This is a genomic window from Paracoccus alkanivorans (assembly GCF_003697785.1).
Classification (GTDB): Bacteria; Pseudomonadota; Alphaproteobacteria; order Rhodobacterales; family Rhodobacteraceae; genus Paracoccus; species Paracoccus alkanivorans.
Window position 1 is genome coordinate 255,103 of the sequence record NZ_QOKZ01000003.1, and the last position, 24,039, is coordinate 279,141.

The 24,039-nt window shown below is 63.1% G+C and carries 24 protein-coding genes; 8 read left to right on the forward strand and 16 right to left on the reverse strand.

The genetic code is table 11. The annotated features are described in order from the left end of the window. Nucleotides 1-57: 57 nt before the first annotated feature. Genes C9E81_RS09445 through phnG form a run of 4 tightly spaced genes read right to left on the reverse strand, consistent with a single transcriptional unit; the run spans nt 58 to nt 2,994 of the window. Nucleotides 58-897 (reverse strand): alpha-D-ribose 1-methylphosphonate 5-phosphate C-P-lyase PhnJ, encoded by an 840-nt coding sequence (locus tag C9E81_RS09445; protein ID WP_122112075.1) that lies wholly within the window; start codon nt 895-897, stop codon nt 58-60. Continuing rightward, nucleotides 894-1,985, reverse strand: coding sequence for a carbon-phosphorus lyase complex subunit (locus tag C9E81_RS09450; protein ID WP_122112076.1), 1,092 nt, complete (start codon nt 1,983-1,985; stop codon nt 894-896). The genes C9E81_RS09445 and C9E81_RS09450 overlap by 4 nt, the downstream gene beginning before the upstream one ends. Then, entirely contained in the window at nt 1,985-2,548 is a 564-nt protein-coding gene (gene phnH / locus C9E81_RS09455; RefSeq protein WP_122112077.1) for a phosphonate C-P lyase system protein PhnH, read from the reverse strand. The genes C9E81_RS09450 and phnH overlap by 1 nt, the downstream gene beginning before the upstream one ends. After that, nucleotides 2,545-2,994 carry a phosphonate C-P lyase system protein PhnG gene (gene phnG / locus C9E81_RS09460; protein WP_122112078.1) on the reverse strand — a complete coding sequence of 150 codons (450 nt, stop codon included), beginning with the start codon at nt 2,992-2,994 and terminating at the stop codon, nt 2,545-2,547. Before phnG ends, phnH begins: the two co-directional genes overlap by 4 nt. Before the next feature lie 89 nt (nt 2,995-3,083). Here phnG and phnF point away from each other — a divergent pair, with 89 nt between their 5' ends. After that, nucleotides 3,084-3,788, forward strand: a complete 705-nt coding sequence (gene phnF / locus C9E81_RS09465; protein ID WP_122112079.1) for a phosphonate metabolism transcriptional regulator PhnF — start codon at nt 3,084-3,086, stop codon at nt 3,786-3,788. Here phnF and C9E81_RS09470 read toward each other — a convergent pair. The 10 genes from C9E81_RS09470 to C9E81_RS09515 form a co-directional block, all read right to left on the reverse strand. Continuing rightward, nucleotides 3,773-4,393, reverse strand: coding sequence for an LbetaH domain-containing protein (locus tag C9E81_RS09470; protein WP_122112080.1), 621 nt, complete (start codon nt 4,391-4,393; stop codon nt 3,773-3,775). The genes phnF and C9E81_RS09470 overlap by 16 nt on opposite strands. A gap of 2 nt (nt 4,394-4,395) precedes the next feature. Continuing rightward, nucleotides 4,396-5,712, reverse strand: coding sequence for a phosphonate ABC transporter, permease protein PhnE (gene phnE / locus C9E81_RS09475; RefSeq protein WP_122112081.1), 1,317 nt, complete (start codon nt 5,710-5,712; stop codon nt 4,396-4,398). Continuing rightward, nucleotides 5,709-6,587 (reverse strand): phosphonate ABC transporter, permease protein PhnE, encoded by an 879-nt coding sequence (gene phnE, locus C9E81_RS09480; RefSeq protein ID WP_122112082.1) that lies wholly within the window; start codon nt 6,585-6,587, stop codon nt 5,709-5,711. Before phnE (C9E81_RS09480) ends, phnE (C9E81_RS09475) begins: the two co-directional genes overlap by 4 nt. 65 nt (nt 6,588-6,652) lie before the next feature. Then, nucleotides 6,653-7,567, reverse strand: coding sequence for a phosphonate ABC transporter substrate-binding protein (phnD, locus tag C9E81_RS09485; RefSeq protein WP_122112083.1), 915 nt, complete (start codon nt 7,565-7,567; stop codon nt 6,653-6,655). Between the two features lie 22 nt (nt 7,568-7,589). Continuing rightward, nucleotides 7,590-8,414: a phosphonate ABC transporter ATP-binding protein gene (gene phnC / locus C9E81_RS09490; protein ID WP_122112084.1), complete on the reverse strand. Its 825-nt coding sequence runs from the start codon at nt 8,412-8,414 to the stop codon at nt 7,590-7,592. Nucleotides 8,415-8,538: 124 nt separating this feature from the next. Further along, nucleotides 8,539-10,227, reverse strand: a complete 1,689-nt coding sequence (locus C9E81_RS09495) for a thiamine pyrophosphate-requiring protein (protein ID WP_122112085.1) — start codon at nt 10,225-10,227, stop codon at nt 8,539-8,541. Between the two features lie 37 nt (nt 10,228-10,264). Next, the gene (locus tag C9E81_RS09500; protein ID WP_122112086.1) at nt 10,265-11,713 is read right to left on the reverse strand and encodes an aldehyde dehydrogenase; all 1,449 of its coding nucleotides are present in this window, start codon (nt 11,711-11,713) and stop codon (nt 10,265-10,267) included. Between the two features lie 32 nt (nt 11,714-11,745). Next, entirely contained in the window at nt 11,746-12,957 is a 1,212-nt protein-coding gene (locus tag C9E81_RS09505; RefSeq protein ID WP_122112087.1) for an NAD(P)/FAD-dependent oxidoreductase, read from the reverse strand. Between the two features lie 3 nt (nt 12,958-12,960). Further along, nucleotides 12,961-13,284, reverse strand: a complete 324-nt coding sequence (locus C9E81_RS09510) for a 2Fe-2S iron-sulfur cluster-binding protein (RefSeq protein ID WP_122112088.1) — start codon at nt 13,282-13,284, stop codon at nt 12,961-12,963. Nucleotides 13,285-13,295: 11 nt separating this feature from the next. Then, the gene (locus C9E81_RS09515) at nt 13,296-14,471 is read right to left on the reverse strand and encodes a cytochrome P450 (RefSeq protein ID WP_122112089.1); all 1,176 of its coding nucleotides are present in this window, start codon (nt 14,469-14,471) and stop codon (nt 13,296-13,298) included. 145 nt (nt 14,472-14,616) lie between these two features. On the opposite strand from C9E81_RS09515, the gene C9E81_RS09520 reads away from it, so the two are divergent. The 4 genes from C9E81_RS09520 to C9E81_RS09535 all read left to right on the forward strand — a co-directional run bounded on the left by C9E81_RS09520 (nt 14,617) and on the right by C9E81_RS09535 (nt 18,580). After that, entirely contained in the window at nt 14,617-15,549 is a 933-nt protein-coding gene (locus tag C9E81_RS09520; RefSeq protein ID WP_122112090.1) for a LysR family transcriptional regulator, read from the forward strand. A gap of 116 nt (nt 15,550-15,665) precedes the next feature. Beyond that, nucleotides 15,666-16,709 carry a TRAP transporter substrate-binding protein gene (locus C9E81_RS09525; RefSeq protein WP_122112091.1) on the forward strand — a complete coding sequence of 348 codons (1,044 nt, stop codon included), beginning with the start codon at nt 15,666-15,668 and terminating at the stop codon, nt 16,707-16,709. After that, a complete protein-coding gene (locus C9E81_RS09530; protein WP_122112092.1) occupies nt 16,709-17,218 on the forward strand; it encodes a TRAP transporter small permease in 510 nt (169 codons plus the stop codon). Before C9E81_RS09525 ends, C9E81_RS09530 begins: the two co-directional genes overlap by 1 nt. A gap of 3 nt (nt 17,219-17,221) precedes the next feature. Next, entirely contained in the window at nt 17,222-18,580 is a 1,359-nt protein-coding gene (locus C9E81_RS09535; protein WP_122112093.1) for a TRAP transporter large permease, read from the forward strand. Between the two features lie 264 nt (nt 18,581-18,844). On the opposite strand, the gene C9E81_RS09540 is transcribed toward C9E81_RS09535, so the two are convergent. Next, the gene (locus tag C9E81_RS09540; protein ID WP_122112094.1) at nt 18,845-20,068 is read right to left on the reverse strand and encodes a UbiH/UbiF/VisC/COQ6 family ubiquinone biosynthesis hydroxylase; all 1,224 of its coding nucleotides are present in this window, start codon (nt 20,066-20,068) and stop codon (nt 18,845-18,847) included. Between the two features lie 44 nt (nt 20,069-20,112). Continuing rightward, nucleotides 20,113-20,976, reverse strand: coding sequence for an SDR family oxidoreductase (locus C9E81_RS09545; protein ID WP_122112095.1), 864 nt, complete (start codon nt 20,974-20,976; stop codon nt 20,113-20,115). A 92-nt stretch (nt 20,977-21,068) separates the two neighbouring features. Between C9E81_RS09545 and C9E81_RS09550 the strand changes: the two genes are divergently transcribed. The 3 genes from C9E81_RS09550 to C9E81_RS09560 all read left to right on the forward strand — a co-directional run bounded on the left by C9E81_RS09550 (nt 21,069) and on the right by C9E81_RS09560 (nt 24,029). Then, a complete protein-coding gene (locus tag C9E81_RS09550; protein ID WP_122112096.1) occupies nt 21,069-22,553 on the forward strand; it encodes an AMP nucleosidase in 1,485 nt (494 codons plus the stop codon). A gap of 149 nt (nt 22,554-22,702) precedes the next feature. Next, nucleotides 22,703-23,002, forward strand: a complete 300-nt coding sequence (locus tag C9E81_RS09555) for an HU family DNA-binding protein (RefSeq protein ID WP_076522579.1) — start codon at nt 22,703-22,705, stop codon at nt 23,000-23,002. Nucleotides 23,003-23,126: 124 nt separating this feature from the next. After that, nucleotides 23,127-24,029, forward strand: coding sequence for a DMT family transporter (locus C9E81_RS09560; RefSeq protein ID WP_122112097.1), 903 nt, complete (start codon nt 23,127-23,129; stop codon nt 24,027-24,029). Nucleotides 24,030-24,039 lie beyond the last annotated feature (10 nt).

Here is a 24,039-nt window from a genome sequence, read left to right on the forward strand (position 1 = left end):
AGGCATGGACTTCTTCTTTGTGGCAAATACCTCCGCCGGAGGCATCCAGCAGTGACATCACGCACCCCCTTTCGCATTCTGAGCGCAATAGTCGGTATCCGAGCAGACGAACATCCGCCCACCCGCATCGTCGGTAATGACCTCGTCCAGATAGCTGGAAGCAGAGCCGCAAATCGCGCAGGCATGATCGGCTTTCGTGGCCCTGAAAGGATGATCCTCGAAATCAAGGCTACGAACATGCGTATAGGGCGGCAGTGCATAGATGCGCTGCTCCCGGCCTGCGCCGAAAAGCTGGATCGCCGGGCAATCATCCAGCTTGGGATTGTCGAATTTCGGGATCGGGGACGGATCCATCACATACCGTCCCGCCACCTCGACCGGATAGGCATAGGAGGTCGCGATTTCCCCGTGCCGGGCGATATCCTCGTAAAGCCGGACCTGCATCAGCCCGTAATCGGCCAGCGCATGGATCCGCCGGGTCTCGGTCTCCCGCGGCTCAAGAAAGCGCATCGGCTCGGGGATCGGCACCTGATAGACAAGGATCTGGTCACTGGTCAGCGGAGTTTCCGGGATGCGGTGGCGTGTCTGGATCATCGTGGCCTCGCTCGTGCGCTCGGTGGTGGCCACCCCGGCGGTTCGCTGGAAGAACTTGCGGATGCTGACGGCATTCGTCGTGTCATCGGCGCCTTGATCGATGACCTTCAGCACATCCTCGGGCGTCATGACCGCCGCCGTGACCTGCACGCCGCCAGTACCCCAGCCATAAGGCATCGGCATTTCTCGGCTGGCGAAAGGCACCTGATAGCCCGGCACGGCGATACCCTTGAGGATGGCGCGGCGGATCATCCGCTTGGTATCCTCGTCGAGATAGGCGAAGTTGTAGGCCTGATCACTCATGCGGCGTCCTCCTCGTGGTCGGACAGGCCCGCGCGCAGGCGGCGCACCAGTTCCAGTTCGGCCTGAAAATCGACGTAATGCGGCAGTTTGATATGTTCGAGGAAGCCCGTCGCCTGAATATTGTCGCAATGCGACAGCACGAATTCCTGATCCTGCGCCGGAGCGCCCTGATCCTCTTCGCCCAGTTCCTCCCATCTCAGCGCCCGGTCCACCAGCGCCATGGCCAGCGCCTTGCGTTCCGTCTGGCCGAAGGTCAGGCCGTAGCCGCGGGTGAACTGCGCGGGTTCGCTGCGCGAGCCCTTGAACTGGTTCACCGTCTCGCATTCGGTCACCTCTATCTCGCCGATCTCGATGGCAAAGCCCAGTTCGGGGATATCCATCTCGACCGCAACCATGCCGATGCGCAACTCTCCAACGAAGGCGTGGTTGCGGGCATAGCCGCGCTGCGTCGAATAGGCGAGACCGAGCAGGAAGCCCTCATCCCCTCGGGCCAGTGCCTGCAGGCGCAGTGCTCGGTCGGCGGGCAGTTCCATCGGCTCGCGGGTCAGGTCCGCAGGCGGGGTCTCGTCGGGTGCCGCGTCCTCGATCAAGCCGTCCCGATTCAGGAAGGACAGCACATGCGGAGTCGCGGCGGGTTCGGTTTCGTCGCCCTCCGCCAGCGGTTCCGTCGGCAACTCGCCATCCGCCATCAGCCGGAAATCCAGCAGCCGATGCGTATAGTCGAAGGTCGGGCCAAGGATCTGCCCGCCCGGGGCGTCCTTGAACGTGGCGGAAACGCGGCGTTTGACCCGCATTGCAGCCGTGTCTATCGGGATTGACGCACCGAAACGCGGCAAGGTGGTGCGATAGGCGCGGATCAGGAAGATCGCCTCGATGAGATCGCCGCAGGCCTGCTTGATTGCCAGCGCGGCAAGATCGGGATCATAGAGCGAACCTTCGGCCATGACCCGTGTGACGGCAAGACCCATCTGGTCTCGGATCTGCGCGGTGTCCAGAACGGGTTGATCGACGGGACCGCGACGGCTGCGATCCAGCCATGCATGGGCTGCGTCGATGGCGCGTTCGCCTCCTTTGACGGCAACATACATCAGTGAATCTCCGTGGATCGTGGCAGGGCGGCAAGGCGGTTGCCCGAGGTCAGGATCGCGTCCCAGCCCAGGGGGAACAGCGCGTGATTGGCGGCAAAAGCCTGTGGTTCCGGCAATGCCAGCGCGGCGGTGTCGCGGATGCCGGGACCGGTCAGGCGTGTTGGCGCCGCGTCGAAATCATGGCCGTCCACGATCAGCGTGGCGGCCCGGTCGGGATATTCCGGCGTGCCGATGCCGAAGCGGTCGATCGGCTGCAGCGCCGCCCAATCGCCAAGCGCGAATGCGGCATCCTCGGCCGCAACGAGGGGCGAGGCGCAATGAAACGCGATCCAGTTCCGCAGCGCCGGGCTATCATGAGCCCCGGCCAGGTGCAGCGGCGTCGTCCGGTCGCAAAGCGTCAGCAATACCGTCGCGGCGGCGGGCGAGATCGGCGCGGGACCGGGGGCAGTCTGCAGGGTAGCGATCGTACCGGGGCGGGCCATGGCGGTCAGGATTGCGCGGAAAGCATGGGCGCCATCGCGCGCTGTATCGCTGAACCCTGCCGACAGATGCAAAGCGGTCATTCGTCCTCTCCCCGGACCAGAGTGAAGAATTCGACGCGGGTCGCGGCGGCTTGCGTGGCAATGGCCTTGCGCCGGGCAACTTCCTCGTCACGCAATGGGGCAAGTATCCGCTCCTCGACCCCTTCGGCATCCTGTTGCGCCATCGCGTCGATCAGTGCCGCCCGCAGCGCGTGACCCTTGTCGCGACCCTGCACATAACCATGCCCGACCATGCCCGAGGGCAAGCGGACACTGGCACGCGTGACGGTCTTTTCGCCCAGATTGAACGGTGCACCAGTGCCTCCCGCGCGCCCCCGGACCATGACAGTGCCGATCTCGGGCGCACGAAGCAGATCGTGCTCCGGCAGTTCGGGAAGCAATTGCGCCAGCCGCCCGGACGGGGCCCGGGCCAGCAGGCCAAGCGTCTCCTTGCGGATCGGATCGGGAGTGGTTTCAGGGCGTGACATGTTTCACCTCATGTCCTATACAACTAGACATCTTGTAGCCGGTCGCGGGCCACGCGACAATCCGGAAAACATGAATTTTTGGTGACGAAATGAGCCTGTGGCAAAGCATAGCCGACAATCTGCGAGCCGAGATCGCCCGCGGATTATGGCCACCGGGAACAAAACTGCCCGCAGAGGCAGAGCTTGCGGCGCGTTTCGGCGTGAATCGCCATACCCTGCGCCATGCGACGAAGGTGCTGGCAGACGAGGGCCTGCTGTATTCGCGGCGTGGCGCGGGAGTGTTCGTGGCAGCAAGCCCGGTTGATTATCCCTTGGGGGACCGGGTGCGTTTTCATCGCAATATAGAGCTGGCAGGAAAGGTGCCCGGCCGGGTTCTGGATGCGGTGATGACACGTCCATCGGATGCGGCCGAAGCCTCTGCTCTCGGCCTGTCGACCGGCGACAAGGTGCATGTGGCCGAAGGTGTCTCGATGGTCGATTTTCGGCCGGTTGCACTGTTCCGCACGGTATTCCCCGCCGACTGGTTGCCGGGCCTGCCCACCGCGCTGCGCGAAAGGAAGTCGGTCACGGCGGCACTGGCAGCCTGTGGAATCGATGATTACCGGCGCATCTCGACCCGCGTGTCCGCCAGGATTGCTGACGCGACACAGGCGGTGAAACTGCAGATCGATCCGGGTGAGCCCCTGCTGCGAACCGAAGCGATCAGCGAATCGCAGGGACGGCCGGTCGAACACGGCCTGACATGGTGGGCAGCCGAGCGGGTGACGCTGACTTTACCTCACGACGCTTCATAGCGGTCGAGAAATGCCTCGACCGGCAGGCGGCGAAAATCGGGCAATGCCCGGCGCAGGCGGTCATGATCCCAATTCCACCAGCCAAGGCGCGCCAGCCTTGCACCGATCCCGGGGGCAAAACGGGGCCGCAACGGTCTCGCCGGACAGCCGGCGACGATCGTCCAGTCGGGGACATCCCTGGTCACCACCGCACCCGCCGCGACGATGGCACCGTGGCCGATGGTGATCTCGGGCTTGATGATGGCACCGTGGCCGATCCAGGTGTCATGGCCGATTACCGTGCGCCGGGAGGCGCGGGCGGCAAAGAAACCGGGATCGGTTTCGGCATCGTCCCAGTAATATTCCGAACGATAGAGGAAATGATGCAGGCTGGCCGTGGTCATCGGGTGGTCGGTCGGCCCGATACGCGTCATCGCCGCGATATTGGCGAATTTCCCGATGCTGCTATTGGCGATGTCCGACAGCCGGTCGCAATAGCTGTAATCGCCGAATGCCGAGTTCAGCACGCGCGACCCCGCACCGACCTCGCAATAGCGGCCGAATTGCGAATTGACGATCTCTGCTCCGTCATGAAGAAGCGGCGCATCCGGCGAGAGTTTCGGCATGCTCAACCCCGGATCAGCCGCGCCCGGATGCGGCCGGACAGCCAGTCCATGAAGATCACCATCAGCACGATCAGCACGATGTAATAGGTGACATGCTCCCAATCCTTCTGGGTCTGCATCGCCTGCATCAGAAGCAACCCAATCCCGCCTCCGGTGATGGCGCCGATGATCGTGGCGCTGCGGGTATTGGACTCCAGATAATACAGCAGTTGCGACAGGATCACCGGAGCAATCTGTGGGATAACCGCCCATCGGATACGTGGCAGGGGACCAGCCCCGGTCGAGCGCAGCCCTTCGACGGGCTTTTCGTCGATATTCTCAAGCGCCTCGGAAAACAGCTTGCCGAATGTGCCGGTCTCGGTCAGCAGCATGGCGAGGCTGCCGGTCAGCGGCCCGGGCCCGAAGGCGCGCGACAGGATAATCGTCCAGATCAGTGCATCGACTCCGCGCAGAAAGTCGAAAAACCGCCGGAAAACCTGCCGCACGATCCGCATGGGTGCGAAATTCGAGGCAGCCATGAAGGCCAGCGGCAGGGAAATCAGGCCCGCCCCGAATGTGCCAAGGAAGGCCATCAGGATCGTTTCAAAGATCGCCCATGCGACATCGCCATGATGCCAGATGCTGTTGCGCCAGAAATCCCGCGCCATCCCCGCTATGTTCGAGCGCTCCGGGTCCAGCCTTTCACCACTGACCGCCAGGCCCACCAGTTCGGTAAGGGATCTGCCGTGGAATGGGCTGGAAAGATCGAAGAAGAACAGCTCCCATCCGGGCTGACGGCGAAACACCTCGCTGCGGGAACGGGTAACGGTCAGCCGCGCTCCTCCCGGCAGATCTGCACTGAAACGCTTGTCCGAGACGCTGAAGCCTTCGGGTGGGTTGGGAATATCGGTCTCGATCCCGTCGGAGACAGGCCGGATGTCATAGCTTGCTTCGGCGGTGGTCAAGGTGACCAGACCATCCCCGGCGAAGGTGACGGAGTTGCCCTGCGGCAATGCAATCTCGCGTCCGCCATCGGGGCGAACGGTTATCCAGTCGGGCTGGTTATCAGTGGAAAAGGTCGCGTTTCGCATCCCCTCGACCGAGGCCTCTATACCGCCATCGGTGCGATTGTTCCGGGTGACATGGATCTTGTAGGACCAGAAATCCTGCAACAGCGCCGCGCCGTTATCCCACCGCGCGCGCCCGGCCAGCCCGGCAATGTCAAAGGCGACCGCCACATAAAGCAGATACGCCAGCACCACGGCAGGCACCGCCAGCGAGAACAATCTCTTGCGCCCGATCAGCCGATGCGCGGGATGGGCCTCCAGAACCGCCATCATATCCGTCCTCCGGCTTCGCCACGCTCTTGCCCGCGCACCAGATGTTCGCGCACCATCGATGTCAGCTGATCGAAGAACACGATGGTCGCGAACAGCAGGATGAAGATGGCCGCCGCCGCGTCATAACGGCCCTGCCCCCAGCTTATGGCGTTGCGCAGCTCATAGCCGATGCCGCCTGCCCCGACGAAACCGAGGATGGCGCTGGCACGGATGTTGATCTCGAAGCGCAGCATGGCATAGCTGGCCCAGTTCGGGGCGACCTGCGGGATGATGCCAAACCAGACCCGTTGCAGCCAGCTTGCACCGACGGATTCCAATCCTTCGACCGGCTTCAGGCTGGCATTCTCGGCCACTTCGGAGAACAGCTTGCCCAAGGCACCCACGGTATGGAAACCGATGGCTAGCGCGGCGGGAACCGGGCCGCCGCCCAGAACGAAGATCAGCACCAGCGCGATTACCAGTTCCGGAACAGCGCGGGCGATATCCAGCAGCCGCCGGAACAACGGCACAAGGCGCGGCCACGGCGCCAGACCACGCGTGGACAGAAGCGCCATGATCCCGCCTCCGATCGCGCCCGTCAGGGTCGCGGCGGCAGCAATGTTCAGCGTCTCGACCAGCGCGGGCAGGGCCGACCAGATCAGTCCTGGCAGATTGCCCGCCTTGCCCGCGGCCTCGGCGATCAGTTCCGAAGGGTAGTCAAAGACCTGCGACAGCCCTTCCCAGAACCCCCCGGCATTGCGCTTGTCGGCGAGGCGGAAGCCGGAAATCAGCAATAGCGCGAAAATCGCCCATAGCAGCGCGCTGTAACTGCGGCGGCGCGACAGTTGCGAACGATATGCGGCAGCGATGGCGGCGGAACTGTCGGTCGAAGTCATCCAAGAGCCTTCATCGAATGGAAAAAGGCGCGAAGCGTCCCGCTCCGCGCCAACCGGTCAAATGATCAGCTATCCTTGCCCTGCTCCTGCTCGCGGACCTTGATGATGGTCTTGTAAGCGTCATGGCTGACAGGCTCGAAACCCGCTGTCTCACCTCCGGCGACGCCATAGGCGCATTCCGGATCGGTCTCGACCAATCCCGCCAGCAAGGCCGTGAACTTGTCCTTGATGTCCTGGGGCAGTGCCTTGCGGACGACCATGGGACCTTCCGGGATCGGCTCGGATTTCCAGATCTCGACCAGTTCGTTCATGTCCACGATGCCCGAATCGACAGCCTTGCGCAGTGCGCCCGAATTGTAGCCGTCTTCCCAATCGCCCAGCCCGTCGGCCCAGGTCACGCCGGCATCGATATCGCCATTGCTGACCGCCACGATGGTCTGCTCATGGCCACCGGTGAACTTGATGTCGGAGAAATACTCCCCCGGCTCGACGGAATAGCCGGACTCCGGCATTTCGACGGCAGGAATCAGGTAGCCCGAGGTCGAGTTCGGGTCGCCGAAACCAAGCACCTTGCCCTTCATGTCGTCCAACGAGGCGATTCCGCTGTCCTTGCGGGCGAAGCCGATGGAGTGATAGGTGGACGCACCGTCGAGATTGGTCTTGACCAGCACCGGCTCGACCGCTTCGGGATCGGTCAGATAGGCCTTGGCATAGCCCGAAGCTCCAAGGATCGCCGCGTCCAGCGAACCGCCCAGCAACCCCTGGATCACGCCATCGTAATCAGCCGGGGTGAACAGCTTGACCGGCACGCCCAGTGCCTCCTCTGCCGCGACACGCAGGCATTCATTGTTGGTCATGCGTTCCTGCGCATTCTCACCGCCCAGCACGCCGATATTGAACTCGGTGATTTCTTGCGCGGCGGCCATATGCGGCGTGGCCAGCGCCGTCGTCAGGGCCAGAAGGGTCAGGCAGCGTGTCATGTATCTCTCCATGAGTTGAAAGTCAGTCCGCCAGCAGCCGCTCGGCATATTCCAGATCGGCGGGCGCAGGCGTGTCGATGGCGGTCGAGGTGGTGCCTTCGCTGAACCCGGCCCCGGCGCCATAGATGTCGCGGGCGGCGCCCGTGGTCAGCTGATCGGGGGTGCCGTCGAAGACGATCCGGCCCTTGCGCATCCCGATCACCCGGTCGCAATAGCGCCGCGCGGTATCCAGCGTATGCAGGTTGGCGATGACGGTGTGGCCATCCTCGTCATGGATGCGCCGCAAACTGTCCATGACGATCTGCGCATTCATCGGATCGAGGCTGGCAATCGGCTCATCCGCAAGGATGATCTTCGGATCCTGCATCAGCGCCCGGGCGATCGCCACGCGCTGCTGCTGCCCCCCGGACAGGGCCTCGGCGCGCTTGGTCGCCTGTTCCGCGATGCCCAACCGGTCAAGAATCGACACGGCACGATCGATATCGGCCGGCGACCATATATTCAGCAGGGTCGAGGCCAGCCCGCGCTTGTTCAGCAACCCGTGCAGCACATTGCTGACCACATCGAGGCGCGGCACCAGATTGAACTGCTGGAAGATCATCGCGCAGTCGGCCTGCCAGGAACGCTTCTCGCGCCCGCGCAGGGTCAATACGTCGCGGCCATCGATGTAAAGATTGCCTTCGCTGGCATCGGTGAGCCGGTTTATCATCCGCAACAGGGTGGATTTGCCCGCCCCGGAGCTGCCGATGACTCCGATCATCATTGGCCGGTCTATGGTGAAGCTGACGGAATCCACCGCCCGCGTGGTTCCGAATATCCGGGTGATCTGTTGCGCCTCGATCCGCATTCCGGCTCCTGCCAAGTGGTCGGCGCAGAGATGGCGTCAATCCGTGACAGGTCGCTGACAGAAAGGTTACGGTTTGATGAAGCTTCGGTCGGTTGCCCCTGCTATCCGCATCGCGGAAACCGGTTCAGTCACGCTGCACGGTCGCCTCGATCAGCGCGAGGCCCCGGTCCGCACGGACATGCCCGACCGCCTCAGTTAGGGCCGCACGGAAACCGTCGTGATCGGACACCTTTCGCGCCCATGCCCCGCAAGCCTCGGCAACCCGCGCATAATCGGCCGATGGCGAAAGGTCGGTCAGTGGCACACGGTTGGCCCTTGCGGCGAAACCTTGCGGATAAAGCTGTTCGACCGAGGCCCGGACCGCGCCCCATTCGGAATTGTTGAGCACGATGACCAGCACCGATATCCCCAGTGCCGTGGCGACCTGATGGCAGGCAACCGGATTGGCGAACATGTAGGAGCCGTCGCCCATCGTCGAAATGACCAGCCGTCCGGGCATCGCCAGCTTGTAGCCCATGCTTGCGGGCAGACCGAATCCAAGACCGCCGGAATGCGGGCTTTCATACCAGGCATGGGGCGTTCTCAGGCGCATATCAGGAAACCGGACACCGAGTTCACCGAATATCGTGCCGTCCTCCCGTTCCGCCAGCGCTGCAACCTCCCCGCTGATCCAGCGCTTGGTCAGATGCGGACCCCCGGCATCCTTTTGCCGCATCTCGTCCCGCTCGGCCCAGCTTGCCGCGTTCCTCTCCGCTATTGCCGCGAAACGTTCGCTGCGCGGTCCGGGATCGAGAGCTCCCATCGCATCGGCCAATGCCAGGATATTCTCACCCAAATCCCCGGGCAAGGACAGGTCCGAGCGGAAATTCCGTATCGGTGTCTGCGAGAATAACGGATCCTGCCCCAATTGGATGACCATGGCGTCAGGCCTTGGCGCGTGCTGCCCGGGCTGCCAGGGGGCAAGGCTGTCCAGGACCAGGACAACATCCGCCTCGGCCAGCCAGGGGCCGGGATCATGACCAGTGGCCATCGGATGATCCGTGGGAATCGCGGCCTGCAACGCCCAATATTGGCAAACCGGGATCGCCCAGTCCTCGGCAAGTTTCGTCAGAGCCGCGAAAGCCTGCGCCGATCCCGCGCCGCGTTGCGCGAAGATCACCGGAGATTTCGCCGCCGCCAGCGCTTTCGCCGCCGCCGCGATGTCCTGGGGATGCGCCATGGACCGGGCGGGCCGCATCGAGGCCGCGCCTTGGGGCACGGAGACCTGCTCGCACAGAACCTCTCGCGGAAGCGAGATATAGACCGGGCCGCGCGGCACCGAACAGGCGATGCCATGGGCACGGTCGGTCAGTTCCGTCACCTGCTCGGGAAATCGCAGCTCGTAATCCCATTTGCAGGCCTCGCGGACCAGCGCATGCTGATCCAGCATTTCCTGCCCCCAGCCAATCGGCACCGTGCGCGAGCCGAAACGGCCCTTCTCGGTGGTGGGCGTCCGCCCCGAGAAAAGCAGCATCGGCACATTGTCCGCGCGGGCATTGATCGCCCCGATGGCGGCATTGGCGAGCCCGACATTGGTATGCACCATGACCGCCTGCGGCCTGCCGGTCGCCAGCGTATAGCCATGGGCCATCGCCATGGCGGCGCCTTCATGTGGAACCGTGACCGCCTTGGGGAGAGGCATGTCCTTGGCCGCAGCCTCGGCCAGCCCCTCGATGATCGGCGGGAAATCCGTGCCCGAATTGGCAAAGATGTAATCGACCCCAAGGCTTCCCAGCCTTGCCGCCAAAGCCGCACCGGCGCTTGTTTTGGCCATCTGCGGCCTCCTTGTGATTGATCGGCCTCGCTGACGTTCAGATCGGGTAATGCTGGGCGGGATCCTCGATGCTGATCCAGCGCAGCTCGGTGAACTCGGCAATCCCCGCCTCGCCACCGAATCGGCCATAACCGGAATGCTTGACGCCGCCGAAGGGCATTTGCGGCTCGTCGAAAACCGTCGGGCCGTTGATATGGCAAATGCCGCTTTCGATGCGCTGCGCGACCTCCATCGCACGGCGAAGATCCTGCCCGAACACGCCTGCGGTCAGGCCGTATTCGGTGTCATTGGCGATCTCGACCGCATGATCGGTATCGCGGGCCCGAATGACGGCAGTAACCGGGCCAAAGCTTTCCTCGCCATAGATACGCATCTCGGGCGTCACATGGTCGACGATGGTCGGAGCCATGATCGCACCCTCGGCAGGAACATCGCCGCCAGCGACAATCCTCGCCCCCTTCGCCCGCGCATCCTCGATCAGTTCCGCCACGTGATCCACCGTGTCGCGATCCACGCAGGCGGCGATATGCACCTGCTCGAGTGGACTGCCGGTTTTCAGTTCACCCGTTTTTGCCACCAGGGCCGCGATGAATTCATCCGCCACCTTCTGGTCCACGATCAGCTTTTCGGTCGACATGCAGATCTGGCCCTGGTTCATGAAGGCACCGAATTTCGCCGCGTTCACCGCCCCGTCGATATCTGCATCATCCAGCACGACGAGGGGTGATTTTCCGCCAAGCTCCAGCAGGCAGGGCTTGAGATGCTTCGCCGCCCGCTCGGCGATGATCCGGCCTACCCGTGACGAGCCGGTAAAGTTGATACGCCGGGTCAGGGGATGATCGATCAGCGCATTCACCACCTCGGGCCCGTCCTTGGCGTCATGGGTGACGATGTTCAGCACGCCGTCGGGCAAACCCGCCTCGCGCATCGCATCACCCAGCATGCGATGGGTGCCGGGGCATTTCTCCGACGCTTTCATGACGACGGTATTGCCGCAGGCGATCGGCATGGCGAAACAGCGCACGCCAAGGATCTGCGCGGCGTTCCACGGCGCCATTCCCACCAGCACCCCGATTGGCTGGCGATAGCCCATCGCCAACGAACCGGGCTTGTCCGAGGGGATGACCTCGCCCTTGATCTGCGTCGTGATTGCGGCGGCTTCACGCAGGATCTTTGCCGCGAACATCATGTTGAAGCCGTGCCAAGGCCCGCTGCCACCCGTTTCGGCAATGCCGAGTTCGATGAAGCGCGGTGTCCATTCGTCCAGGATATCGGCAGCCCTGTTCAGGATCTTGCGGCGCTCGGAGGGGCCGGTCTTAGACCATGTCCTGAACGCGGTGGCGGCCGATTGAACGGCCTTGTCGACATCTTCCGCCCGCGCCGCGCCCGCCGTGGTGGCAACAGTGCCGCTGACCGGGTTTATCCGGTCGAATGTTCCGCCGCTTGCCGCCACGTCCTTGTTGTCGATGAGCAAACCATATTCCATCGCATCCTCCCTCCCCTTGCATTCCTGTTCGCTCAGGCCGCCACCATGACCGCCTTGAGATCGTAATCCGCAGCCTCCAGCAGTTTTCGCGGAACTCGCCCCGCACTCGCCAGAAGCCTGCGCGCAGCCATATGTGCCCCGGCATTGCCTACCGTTTCAACCGCCGCCAGCCTACCGCCCGCGAAACAGAAGACCGTCAGCTTGCCATCCGCCTCGGCAACATGCCAGTCATCGGCATCCGGAGCATAGCCCGCGATCTGTAGCTTGCGATCACCCTGGTTGCTCCAGAACCAGGGAACCGCGCCATAAGGCTCGGGTCGGCCAACCAGCCTTGCGGCAATGGTCCGTGCGTGATCCGTCGCCGCCTGCACCGATTCCAGACGGGCCGGCATACCGCTGACCGGCTCGACAAATCGGCAGCAATCGCCGAGCGCCGAAATATCGGGATCGGAACTGCGCAAGAGTTCGTCCACGACAATACCGTCATCGGTGATCAGCCCGGCGTCCCGGGCAATCGCGTCATTCGCGATCACCCCGGCGGCCAGAACCACGGTATCGCCGGAGACTTCCGAACCGTCCCCGAGCCGCACCGCAAGCGAGCCTTTCGCATCGGTGACCGCCTCCGCGAACTGTCCAAGATGCACCGACGAACCCCACTCGCGATGCGCATCCAGAAAATGCCGGGAAGTCGCGAGTGCGACCGCCCGGCCCATAAGCCGGTCCGCCCCCTCGACGATAGCCACCTCGATACCGCGTGCCCGTGCCACAGCGGCGAATTCCAGACCGATGAACCCGCCGCCGATGACGACCGCCCGGCGCATATGCTCCACACGATCCCGCAAGATCCTCGCGTCGGAAAGCGTCCGCAGCGCCAGCACTTCGAGCCGCTTCAGCCCGGCAATGGGTGGGATGCGGTTCCTGCTGCCCGTCGCCAGTACCAGATGGTCATAGGCGATACGCGCACCATCCCCGGTCTCGATCTCCATCGCCGCCCGGTCGATGCCAGTCACGCGGGTCGAACCGACGACCTCGATGCGCTGCTGCTCGTAGAAATCCGGCGGCCGCAGAAGCAGGCGCGCATCGTTGCCATCCTTGAGATAGTCCTTGGAAAGCGGCGGGCGCTGATAGGGCAGTCCCGGCTCTTCCCCGATCAGGGTGATCCGCCCGGCAAAGCCCTCTTGCCGCAGGCTGGCGGCAAGCTGAAAGCCACCCTGCCCCGTGCCGATGACGACGATGCGCTCCATGGCCTAGACCTGTCGCTCGGGAAGGCGGACCACCAGCCCGTCCATGTCGTCGGTGATCTTCATCTGGCAGGAGAGGCGGCTTGCATCCGTGACCTCGCAGGGGGCGAAATCCAGCATGTCACGCTCGTCCTCATCGGCTGTGCCGGTCCGGTCCAGCCAATCGCCCTCGACATAGACATGACAGGTCGAGCACATCATCTCGCCGCCACATTCAGCAAGGATCCCATCGACATTATGTGCACGCGCAACCTGCATCAGGCTGTCGCCCGTCCCGGCATCCACGACCGTCTCGGCACCATCTGCCGCGATAAAGGTGATACAAGGCATCGCTCCGCTCCTTAGTTCAGGCGGACGGGCATGTTGATCGGGCCGCGAAAGCCGAAGCCCCTCCAGACCACGTCCTCGGGATTTTCAAGCCGCATGTTCGGGAAACGCTCGAACAGGATCGGCAGCAGCAGCCTGCCGACCGTCATGCGCGCCATATGCGTTCCCATGCAATGATGCGGCCCGCTGCCAAAGCTTTGATGCGGCTGCGATTTGCGCAGGGCATTATAGAGATGGCCGTCCTCGTACAGATCCTCGTCGTGATTGGCCGAGGCCTGGATGGTCATCACCACCGTTCCCTTGGGGATATCGCAGCCACGGATTTCCGTGTCCTCAAGCACCAGCCGCGAGCTGGCCTGTATCGGCGCGACCCAACGCACGCCCTCCTCGAAGGCCGCCGACCAGTTGCCCGTGGCCTTGATCTCTTCGAGCTGGTCGGGATTGGTCAGAAGCCCATAGATGATCGTCAGCAAGGCGTCGCGCGGTTCGTTGATACCTCCGCCGATGGCGATCTTGATATTGGCGACGATCTGGCTCCACGGGATCGGGTCCTCGGCATTCAGCATCACCGACAGTGCGGACTGATCCGGAGCGGCCTTTGCCCGCTCCACATTTCCCTCGATAACCCGGTTCATCTCCTTGTTGGCGCGGGCGACCCGTTCGAAAGGCTCGTCGAACCAGCCGAAATTGCCTGCCCCGTCGATCAGCGCCTGGCTCCAGAACTGCATCTGTTCGTCGCTCGCATCGGGGATGCCCATGCATTCGGCGAGTATCCGGGCGGCCAGCGGGCCGGCAAGCGTCGGGAAAAGATCGACGACCTCGCCCCGGGGCAGGCGATCGAGATATTCGGCGGCATAGCGCTCATACATCGGCGCCCAGATCGTCTTGAGATTCCTGGGCGAGAATGTCGGCATCATCGCGTTGCGTTCGCGCAGATGCTCCTCGCCGTCCTTGCGCATCAGCGTATGGGCCTCGAACGCCTTTTCCATCGGCGTCGTAGGGTCGTTGGAACTGAACAGCGCCGGGTTGTCCTTGACCATCCGGCAATCCTCGGCCTTGGTCAGCATCGTGCGCTTGACAGAAGGCACCTGAACCACCGGCGTATGTGCCCGCATTTGCGCATAGACCGGATACGGATCATCGATCAGCCGGTGAACCGTCACGCTGTCATTTACTGGCGCCATAGCCATTGCCGGTATCCTCCCCCTTCTCCTCCGTCACGGGCCTGCCCGCGTGTAGCCGACTATACCGGGGCGAGCGATCATCAGACAATTGGATGGAATTGATTGGCACAATCAAAAATATGTATCATGAGTTCCGGGAGGAAACCTTTGCATGAAGAACTCGCTACCCCTGGGCGTTGATTTCGCCGCGCTGCGAACACTGCGGCTGGTCTTTGAATTGCGGTCTTTCACGGCGGCGGCCACGAGTTTGGGCGTCAATCAGTCGGCAGTCAGCTATACGATCGACAAGCTGCGCCGGATATTCAACGACCCACTATTCTTTCGCCTCGGGGGCAAGGTCGTCCCGACCGAGCGATGCGAACAACTCGCGCAGCAAGCATCGGATATGCTGGACGTGTTCGAGGCGATGATCTCGTCCGCCACCTTCGAGCCAGCCGAGGCGAACCAGACCCTGTCCATCGCCTGCAATCACTATGAACGGCTGGTCATCCTCCCGCAGGTGATCCGTGCGTTGCGCAAACAGGCGCCGGGGCTGCGCCTCGGGCAGGTCAATTCGACCAATCAGGGGCCGGATCTGCTCAAACGCGGGATTGCGGATGTGCTGATCGGGCCGATCAGGCCGGATGAGGACGGCTTCTATTGCCGCACGGTTCTGGCCGAGCGGTATTGCTGCATCATGGACCCCGCGAACCCGCTGGCTTCGGGCAAATTGACGAAAGACGCCTATACCGCGGCCAATCACCTGACCGTCAATTATGGTGGCGACTGGCGGTCGCGCTTCCTCGTCGACCTCGAGAATGACGGCCGGAAACTGAATGAAGTGATCCAGATCCCCAGCCCCGCAGGACTGGACGAATTGCTGCCGGGAACCGACCTGATCTCGACACTTCCGATTCGGCTGGCGGAACCCATGGCCGACCGGCTGGCCTTGCGGCCCTGTCCCTATCCCGGAGAATTCGAGATCCACATGGTCTGGACCGCGCGAACCCATCATTCGCCGATGTATGGCTGGTTCCGCGATCTGGTCGTTGATACCATACGCCGAACCGTGAAGCGGGAACCCGAGCCCGATTGCTTCATCTAAATTTTTGATGCAGGTCATGCATAGCGCCAAATTGTCTTTATCGGCGAGGGATGGCTATAGTCCAAGGTGATCCATTCTCCCTCGACGGGTCTGGATCGCAACGAAAGGGAGGAAAGATGAAACGCAGAACCGTACTTGGCGGGCTGGCTGCCGGTGCCGCCGTGATAACCGGAGCCGGACGGGCGCTGGCACAGGAATTCACCTTCAAGCTGCACCAGCCGCTGAGCGCGAATGCCTCGGCACAGGTCAACATGCTCGAACCCTGGGCGAAGGCCGTGGAGGAAAACTCCGGCGGTCGCGTCAAGATCGAGATCTTTCCTTCCATGACGCTTGGCGGGCGCCCGCCCGAGCTGATCCAGCAGGTGCGCGACGGCGTGGTCGATCTGATCTGGACCGTGAACGGCTACACGCCGGGCCTGTTCCCGCGCACGGAGGTCTTCGAGCTGCCTACCGTCTACAAGAATGATCTGGTTGCGACGAATCTCGCCATGCACGACATGTTCGAAAGCGACCTGAAAGAGGATTACAAAGGCGTCGAGGTGATGTTCCTGCATGTGCATGCGGGACAGGCGCTGCATATGCGCGACAAGGAAGTCCGCAGTCCCGCCGACACCGCAGGAACCAAGCTGCGGATTCCCACGCGCACCGGTGCGTGGGTCATCGAATCCCTTGGCGCCGCGCCGACCGCGATGCCGGTTCCCGAGCTGCCCACCGCCTTGCAGAAAGGCGTGGTGGACGGGGCGCTGATCCCGTGGGAGATCATTCCGCCGCTGAAAATCCAGGACCAGACGGAATACCAGATCGAACTCAATAACCAGGAACGCTTTGGCAACACCACCTTCCAGGTAGCGATGAACCAGGCTCGTTGGGACAGCCTGCCCGACGATATCAAGCAGGCATTCCGGGATGCGTCGAACCGCGACTGGTGGGCGAAGGTCGGCGAAATCTGGCGCAAGGCCGACGATGACGGCCTCAAGATCGCGGTGGATTCGGGCAATACCTATATCGCCCTCTCCGAGGAAGAGACCGAACCTTTCCGGCAGGCCATGGCCCCGGTCGTCGATCGCTGGATCGAAGAGGTATCGGCCAGCGGTATCGATGGCGCGGGTCTGGTCGAGAAAGCGCGCGGATTGATTGCCGAGAACGCCGGAGCGAAGTGATGGCGCTGGATCTGCAACTCGGCCGCAGCGGATTTACCGGTGCGGTCGCCGCCGCTGCGACCTTGTGGGCTCTGGCGGGGGGCATGGTCCTGCTTGCGGTCGTACTGATCAATTTCATCTCGGTCATTGGCGGCATCGTCTGGAAACCCTTCCCCGGCGATTTCGAACTGACCGAGATCGGGGTTGCCGTCGCCGCCTTCAGCTTCCTGCCCTATACCCAGATCACCGGCGCCAATGTGACCGCGGATATCTTCACTTCGGGGGCAAGTCCCCGCACCATCGCCGCCTTCACCTGCCTGGCCGCGCTGATCGCAACGCTGTTCGCGGGTCTGCTGACATGGCGGATGTATTTCGGCATGCTCGACCAGAAGGCCTATAACTACACCAGCGCCATCCTGCAGATCCCGCTCTGGTGGGGTTTCGTGCCGATCCTGTTTTCCCTTGTCCTGCTGGCCTTCGCCGCCATTGTCACCTTTCTTGAAAACACGCGTAAATTCGCCGGGACCTGACGCATGACCGATCCGATCACCCTTGGCGTCATCGCGCTGATCGTCCTTGTCGCCCTGATCGCGATCCGCATTCCCATCGCCTATGCGATGATCCTTGTGGGCGGTATCGGCGTGACAGTGATGGACGGCCCGGCATTGATGCTGAGCCAGCTCAAGACGCTCGCCTATGGGCAATTCTCGATCTATGACCTCTCGGTCGTGCCGATGTTCGTCCTGATGGGCGCGCTTGCCTCACGCGCCGGCTTGTCGCGGGCGCTGTTCCGCGCCGCCAATGCATGGCTCGGCTGGATGCCGGGCGGGACCGCGATGGCTTCGATCGCAAGCTGCGCGGGATTCGGCGCGGTCTGCGGCTCTTCGCTGGCGACGGCGGTGACCATGGGGCGCGTCGCTCTGCCGGAACTGTCACGCTACAACTATTCGGGTGCGCTCGCCACAGGCTCGCTGGCGGCCGGAGGAGTGCTGGGAATCCTGATCCCGCCCTCGGTCGTGCTGATCGTCTATGCGGTCATCGTCGAGGCCAGCATCGTCGACATGTTCGCCGCCGCCCTGTTGCCCGGCATCCTTGCGGTGATCCTGTTTCTGCTGACCATCGCGATCTATGTCGCGATCAATCCCAAGGCCGGCCCGGCGCATGGCGGGGTCGACCCGGGCGAGTTCCGTGAGGCGACGATCGGGGTGATCCCGGTCCTGCTGATCTTCGGGATCGTGCTGGGCGGGATCTATGCGGGGCTGTACACGCCGACGCCCGCCGCCGCGATCGGGGTTGTCATGGTCTGGCTCTACGGCGCGGCGATCCGCCAGATCCGCATCGGAGAACTGATTGAATCGCTGAAGGAAACGGCGGGAACGACCGGCATGATCTACCTGATCCTGCTGGGCGCCGAGATGATGAAGATCTTCATGAGCCGCGCCGGACTGCCGCAGGCCATGGCGACATGGATTATCGAATCCGGCCATGCGCCGATGACGGTGATGATCCTGCTGCTGATCGGGTTGATTGCCCTGGGCTGCCTGATGGACAGCCTTTCGATGATCCTGCTGGTCATCCCATTCTTCTGGCCGGTGCTGTCCGAACTGAATGGCGGCATTTACCAGACCGCAGATGGCGCAGGCTTCGGCATGTCGACCGAGGATCTGAAGATATGGTTCGGCATCATAGCACTGATCGTAGTCGAACTGGGCCTTATCACGCCGCCTGTAGGCATGAATGTCTTCGTCATCTCGGCGCTGGCCAAGGATGTGCCGATGGCCGACACCTTCAGGGGCGTGATGCCATTCTTCGTGGCCGAGCTTTTCCGCGTCGCATTGATCCTGCTGTTCCCGGCACTGACGTTATGGCTGCCGATGCTGGTCCGGGGGTAGACCCGGCGCCTCCGGACCGGAGCCACAACAGCAGCGCATTACATGACGATTCAGCCGCATTCACGCGAAAGAAAATACCTCCGATGCGTGAATCCGGAGCCGGCACGCCAAACTCGGTATGAAAAACATACTGAACCGGATCATGATGAAGATCGTTCACTCATTCTTCTTCATGCAAGTATCCTCGGGGGCGCCGGGGGGCAGACAGCCCCCGGCCATCGCGGGACGCTATCCGATCGGATCCCGACTGCACCCGGACAAAGCCTATAGCGGCTGCCCCGCCAGCAATCTCGGCATCGGATCCACGGACAGCCCGGCGGCCTGTCGCATGAAGCGCCGGCGGAGTCCCGGCAAAGCGGTGACTGCCCCCATGCCCACGCCCCGCAAGCCGCCCAGCAACGGGTTGTCGCTGGCAAAGATATGGTTCACGGCATCCATGCCCAGGGCAAGGCTGGTCGCGTCGAAGCGCCGCCATTGCTGGTATCGCTCCAGCACATCCCCGGCGCCGATATCCTCGCCGCGCCGTGCCGCCTCCACCAGAGTCTGGGCCAGCGCCGCAACATCGCGCAGCCCGAGATTGAGTCCCTGCCCGGCGATCGGATGCACGCCATGTGCCGCATCGCCCACCAGGGCGACGCGCGGCGCGGCATAGGATTCGGCCAGCGACAGGCTGAGCGGATAGGAAAAGCGTTGTCCGGCCAGGGAAATCCCGCCGAGGAAATCCCCGAAGCGGGGCCGCAGCACCTGCAGGAATTCCCCATCCGGCAGAGCCTTGATGGCAGAGGCATTGGCATCGGTTTCCGACCAGACGACGCTGCTGCGATTGCCGGGCAGCGGCAGGATCGCCAGCGGTCCGGTCGCCATGAAATACTGATGCGCGATGCCCTCATGCGGCAAGTCATGGTCGATCGCCGCGACCAGCGCCGTCTGGCCGTAATCCCATCCGCGCCGCTTGATCCCGGCGCGTTCCGCCACGCCCGAGCCGCGACCATCCGCGCCGATCAACAAGCGCGCCGTGATCCGCCGCCCATCCGACAAATCCGCCGTGACCAGCGCCGCCCCGACCTGCTGGCCGATCACCGAGACCCCCGGCATATGCGTCACCTGCCCCTCCATCGCAGCAAGCAGGGCGCGATACAGGAAGCGGTCCTCGAGCATGAAGCCGACCGGGCCTTCCTCGATCTCGGCGCTGTCGAAATGCAGGAAGAAGGGGGCGGCTCCCTCTCCGGGTTGTCCCTGTGAAGCCTTGACCTGGTGGATCGGCTGGCACTTGCCGGCCAGATCTCCCCAAAGGCCGAGCGCCTTCAGCAGCCGTTGCGACGCCACGGCGAGGGCATAGGCGCGGCCGTCGAAAGCTTCGGACGCCCTGGCATCGGCGGGCCGGGGATCGACCACGGCCACACTCATCCCGGCCCCGGCCAAGGCCAGCGCCAATGTCGGACCGTTCAGGCCGCCGCCCGCGATGAGAATGTCGAAATCCGTGGTCATGGCGCGCATTCATGCATGCGGCGGCGGCAATGGCAATGCGGCAATCATCCGTCTGCCTCGGCCTTCAGGATCGCCGCAAGGGCGCTGCGGTAGTCCGGGTATTTCAGCGTGATCCCCAAGTCGCGCTTGATCCGCTCGTTCGAGACGCGCTTGCTGTCGGAATAGAAAGAGCGCGCCATGGGCCCCAGATCGGCATGTTCGAAATCGACAGCCGGAGGAACCGGCATGTCCAGCATCCGCGCGGCACAGGCGATGATATCCTGCGGCGCCGCCGGATCGTCGTCGCAGAGGTTGTAGACCGCCCCCCCTCCCGGCATGGGCACGTCGATGGAGGCCATCAGGATCCGCGCGATATCCTCGACATGAATGCGGGAAAAGACCTGTCCCGGCTTGACGATCCGGCGGGCCGTGCCGTTTCGCAGCTTGGCGAAAGGGCCGCGCCCGGGGCCATATATCCCGGCCAGCCGAAAGATATGCAGGGGCAGGTCATGCGCGGCGGCCAATGCCTGCCACGCCTGTTCGGCCTGAACCCGGCTGCGCCCGCGCGCGGTGGTGGGGGCCAGATCGCTTGTCTCGTCCACCCAACCACCATTGCGGTCTCCGTAGACCCCGGTGGTGGACAGATAGCCCAGCCAGCGCGGGCGCGACCGGCCCAGCTCTTCGGTGAAGGCCGCCAGAACCGGATCACCCTCTTCCGTCGGAGCGGCGGAAATCAGGATCGCATCAGCGCGAGCGATAGCCTGATGTATGTCACTCTCCTGCCCCGGCCAGAGCAGAGGTTCAGCCCCCGCAGCCGCCACTCGTTCGGGGTGGTTGCGAGTCGTGCCGGTGACGCGCCATCCCTGCGCAATTGCCAGCGGAGTCAGGTAGCCGGCGGTGTAGCCATGACCGAATATCAGCATTTCCATGACAGAAGGGTAACCGGCTGCGCCGACCTGCGCCAGACGCTTGCGTGTCGCACCGTGCGCAGGCAGGGTAATGGTAAAGAAGGAAAGAACAGATGGATACGGATTCGCGTTTTCTACCGGTCGAAACACCCCCCTCGACTCCGCGCGCGCAATTCACCGACCCTGCTGCCGCAACTGCCCGCCTGTGCGAGCTGTATGAAGAGGCAACGGGCTTTCTGCAGGGGCATTTCACCCGCCTGCTGGCGGGAGAGCAGCCGCAGGCGCGTTATCGCGCCTTCTATCCCGAACTGCGCCTGACCGTTACCAGCCACGGCAAGATCGATTCACGGCTGTCTTTCGGCCATGTCACCGATCCCGGCATCTATGTCGCGACCATTACCCGCCCGGATCTGTTCCGGAATTACCTTACCGAGCAGATCGGGCTGCTGATCCGCAATCATGGAGTTCCCGTCACTGTCGGTATCAGCGAAACGCCGATGCCGGTGCATTTCGCCGTCGCCACGCAGAACGACCTGAACGTGCCGCAGGAAGGCGTGCTGAAATTCTCGCTCCGCGATGTTTTCGACGTGCCCGAGCTGAACACGATGAACGACGATATCGTCAACGGGGTTGCCGCGCCGATGGCCGACGGCAGCCAGCACCTGGCGGCCTTCACGGCGCAGCGCATCGATTATTCGCTGGCACGGCTGCAGCATTACACCGCCACCGCGGCCGAGCATTTCCAGAATTTCGTCCTGTTCACCAACTACCAGTTCTACGTGGACGAGTTCGAGGCATTCGCCCGCCGTGCACTGGCCGATCCGCTGCTTGGATACGACTCTTTCGTCGCCCCCGGCAACCAGGAGATCAGCGAGCCGGATGCGCCGCTGACCCCGCTGGCCAAGCTGCCGCAAATGCCGACCTATCATCTCAAGCGGGCCAATTCGCAGGGGATCACGCTGGTCAATATCGGGGTCGGCCCGTCCAACGCGAAGACCGCGACAGATCATATCGCCGTGCTGCGTCCGCATGCGTGGCTGATGGTCGGGCATTGCGCGGGGCTGCGCAATTCGCAAAGCCTTGGCGATTTCGTCCTTGCCCATGCCTATCTGCGCGAGGATCACGTTCTGGACGACGATTTGCCGGTATGGGTGCCGATCCCGCCGCTGGCCGAGGTGCAGGTGGCCCTGCAAGAGGCCGTGGCCGAGGTCACCAGGCTGGACGGCTACGAACTCAAGCGGGTCATGCGCACCGGCACCGTCGCCACGATCGACAACCGCAACTGGGAGCTGCGTGATCATTCCGGCCCGGTGCATCGCCTGTCGCTGTCGCGCGCCGTCGCGCTGGACATGGAGAGCGCCACCATCGCCGCCAACGGCTTTCGCTTCCGGGTGCCCTACGGCACGTTGCTCTGCGTCAGCGACAAGCCGCTGCATGGCGAGTTGAAGCTGCCCGGCATGGCCACGGATTTCTATCGCACACAAGTCGCCAACCATCTTCTGATCGGAATCCGGGCGATGGAAAAGCTGCGCGAGATGCCTTTGGAACGTATACATTCGCGTAAATTGCGGTCATTCAGCGAAACGGCATTCCTTTGACCTAGCGTCAACTTTACTAAAATACGCTGGTTTCACGATGTTTGGCGGAAAAAGGCTTGATCTGTCGGTCAAAACCGTGTGTAGCAAGCTTTATGCCGAAAAAGGCGCATATTGTTAGCGCGCGAAACAGGGCGAGAGGAGACAGATACATGGCAACGCCTTCCGCAAAACCTATGACGAAAACACAGCTTGTGGCGGTTCTGGCCGAAGAATTGGGTTCGGACAAGAAATCCGCTGCCGCAGCTCTGGACGCGATCTCCGCGGTCGTGACCCGTGAGGTCGCCAATGGCGGCGCAGTCACCCTGCCGGGCATCGGCAAGATCGCCTGCCGTGCACGTCCCGAACGTCAGGTCCGCAACCCGCAGACCCAGGAAATGATGACCAAGCCGGCCGACAAGCAGGTGAAGGTAACCGTCGCCAAGGCCCTGAAGGACAGCGTCAACAGCTGATCCCGCAGGGGAATGCGATTGCAAAGGGTCGCGCCCGAAAGGGCGCGGCCCTTTTCCTTTCCGCCCTTCCGGTTGCCACTGCCATCTGCTAGCCGTTCTGCATCATCTGCAAGAAAGGCGGGCCATGGATATTCGCGCGATCCTGATGGGGGTGAGCTTCGCAGTCATGTGGGCCTCGGCCTTCACGACCACCCGGATGATCGTCACCGAGGCTCCTCCACTTCTGGCGCTCTCCCTGCGCTTCGCGCTGTCGGGTGCCATCGGCATCGCCATCGCTCTTGCCATGGGGCAGACCTGGCGTAATCTCAGTCGGTTCCAGTGGCGGGCGGTGATCGTTCTTGGACTGTGCCAGAACGCGCTTTACCTGGGCCTCAACTGGGTCGCCATGCAATGGATCGAAGCGGGGCTGGCTTCGATCATCGCGGCAACCATGCCCTTGATGGTGGCAGCGATGGGCTGGATCTTCATGGGCGAGAGGCTGCGCCCGCTCGGTTACGGCGGGCTGTGCCTTGGGCTGGTCGGCGTGGCGATCATCATGGGAGCACGGCTGCAGGGCGGCAGCGATCCGATCGGCATCGCCATTGGCTTCATCGCCGCACTGGCACTGGCCATCGCGACCCTCTCGGTCCGGGGGGCCAGTTCGGGCGGCAACGTGATGATGATCGTCGGGTTGCAGATGCTGGTCGGCGCGGTCACGCTGGCCGCCATCGCCCCGTTCTTCGAAACATGGAATGTCGCGATTACCGGGCGATTGGCCTGGGCCTTCATCTATACCGTCCTGGTGCCGGGACTGGCGGCGACATGGATCTGGTTCCTGCTCGTCCAGCGCATCGGCGCGGTCCGCGCCGCGACCTTTCATTTCCTGTCGCCCTTCTTCGGCGTCGCCATCGGAGCGCTGGTGCTGGGCGAGAAACTGGGTATCAGCGACGTGCTCGGCGTCGGTATCATCATGGCCGGTATCTTGGCAGTGCAGCTTTCTAAGGCCCCCGCAACGATGCCCCCCGTCAGGCGGCCACCACCTGCGTAGACAAGCGGAC